Annotated in this window: 2 protein-coding genes; both read left to right on the top strand. The window is 40.6% G+C overall.

Annotated elements, in window-relative coordinates:
* The first annotated feature begins 300 nt into the window (after positions 1 to 300).
* The gene (locus AC1DPZ_RS25835; protein WP_477408898.1) at positions 301 to 681 is read left to right on the top strand and encodes a BlaI/MecI/CopY family transcriptional regulator; all 381 of its coding nucleotides are present in this window, start codon (positions 301 to 303) and stop codon (positions 679 to 681) included.
* A partial coding sequence (locus tag AC1DPZ_RS25840) for a M56 family metallopeptidase (RefSeq protein WP_477408900.1) occupies positions 678 to 2,213 on the top strand: 1,536 nt, incomplete at its 3' end. The genes AC1DPZ_RS25835 and AC1DPZ_RS25840, both read left to right, overlap by 4 nt.

The raw sequence follows: 2,213 nt of genomic DNA on the forward strand, positions 1-2,213 counted from the left end.
CAGATGTGCAAATTTCAGATGTGCAGATATGCAAATTAAACGCCACTATCAATACCACGAATATACAAATCCTAAAAATATTAGCAAATAAATTCTGATTTCAAATGTGCAGATTTCTGAACCCGAATTCACCGAATTAAAGAATTCTCAGAATTTTAAAATTCGACTAATTCAATGAATTCTAAAAATTCCAGTTCAGACAACATCTGAAATTTGCACATCAATTTTAAAAAACTATAAAAATAGTTTGCAAACTATAGAAATAGTTTTACCTTTACTTAACTATAAAAATAGTTTGCTATGAATGTTAAAGAACTCACCAAAGCCGAAGAGCAGATAATGCAGATACTGTGGACTTTAAAGGAAGCCATTGTGAAGGATATTATTGAACAAATGCCCGAACCTAAGCCTGCTTACAACACCGTATCAACCGTGGTACGGGTACTGGAAGGTAAGGGTTATATTGATCATAAGGCCTATGGCAACTCGCATGTTTATTACCCGCTTATCAGCGATGATCAGTACAAAAAATTCACTTTTGATAAGATGATGAAAAATTATTTCAGCAACTCCTATCAAAGCCTGGTATCATTTATTGTCGACGAAAAAAAGATCAGTGTGAAGGAACTTGACGAGTTAACGTCCCTTATTGATAACCTAAAAAGCAAAAAACAATCATGAACTGGCTGCATTACCTCCTCGAAGCAAACATTTACCTTACCGTATTTTACGCCTGCTATTGCCTGTTTTTAAATAAGGAAACCTATTATACACTCAACCGGGCTTACCTGTTGTTCAGTTGTATCGTATCTTTCATCCTGCCTGTAATGCAGATAGGTGCTTTAAAACCAGCAGAAAACGCAGCGGAAATTAGCCTGGTAAACTACCAAACTACAATGGCTGCCGGTTCTGCCGCTGCACCAGATACGGCTTATTACATCCCTTGGGAGGATGCATTATGGAGTGTTTACATCATCGGAATATCGGTATTGGCATTGTTGCTGGTTATCAAGTTATTTAAACTGATAAATCTAACCACATCGGGTAAAAGGCTTATTGATAATAAGTACAAGCTGATAGATATTGAAGATACAGATACTGCCTTTTCATTTTTTAATTACCTTTTTATCGGCACAAAAACCAGCGGCAGCGATATTATTATCCGGCACGAGCTGGTACATATTCGTCAAAAACACTCGTTTGATATTGTTTTTATCGAGGTTATTAAAATTATCAACTGGTTTAACCCCGTCATTTACCTGTTGCAAATAAGCCTTAAAACCATACACGAGTACATAGCCGACGAGCAAACTGCGGCTCATGAAACAGATGCGCTGGCCTACTCGTCATTCCTGGTTGATAATGCTTACGGGCTTAATGGCTCGTCCATAACGCATTCATTTTTCAATTATAACCTGTTAAAAAAGAGGATCATTATGTTAAACCAAAAACGTTCGGGTAATTTAGCAAGGCTAAAATACCTGGTGGCCGTACCTATATGTGCGGGGATGCTTTGTGCATCAACATTGGCATTCAGTAAAAATTATGGGTGGGTTGATATTGCACCAAAGCATACTGCTTTGCCCGCAACTACTAAAGGCACCCCAACAATTAAAAGCGCAAATACCGCGGCCGACACATCTGCCAGGAGCCGGGTTAAAACAAAAGCTACAACAGCCAAAGGGTACAATTACGAAGAAACAGGCTACCTCATCAACAACAAAACCGATTTCAGGGTTATTATTACCGATAAAAACGGCGATCAAAAAGAATATTACAAAAGCAAAGCAAAACCCGAAGAGCTGGCTATGCTGAAGGAAAAATATGGCTATTCGTTCCCTAAAATGCTGATATTTCCTAAAATGCCACCGCCGCCGCCAATGCCGCCGGCTCCCAGCGCCGATATGAATAAAATGACACCGCCACCACCACCTGCCCCCCCAAAATCCGGTGCAAAAAAACTTCACAAGCTGCCACCGCCTGCACCACCGGTTAGTTCAGCGGATATTAACAAAATGCCGCCACCCCCACCTGTACCACCGGTTGGTTCAGCGGACATAAACAAAATGCCACCGCCGCCGCCGGTTCCACCGGTTGATTCAAAAGACCTGGGTGAAATGCCTGCACCTGCACAGCCGGTTTCACTAAAAAGATTAAATTTAAAAGTGGCGCCTGTAAAAACCGCCGACATTACTATTGATGCGCCTGCTGCT

This window comes from Mucilaginibacter sp. P4_G9 (genome assembly GCF_056400985.1).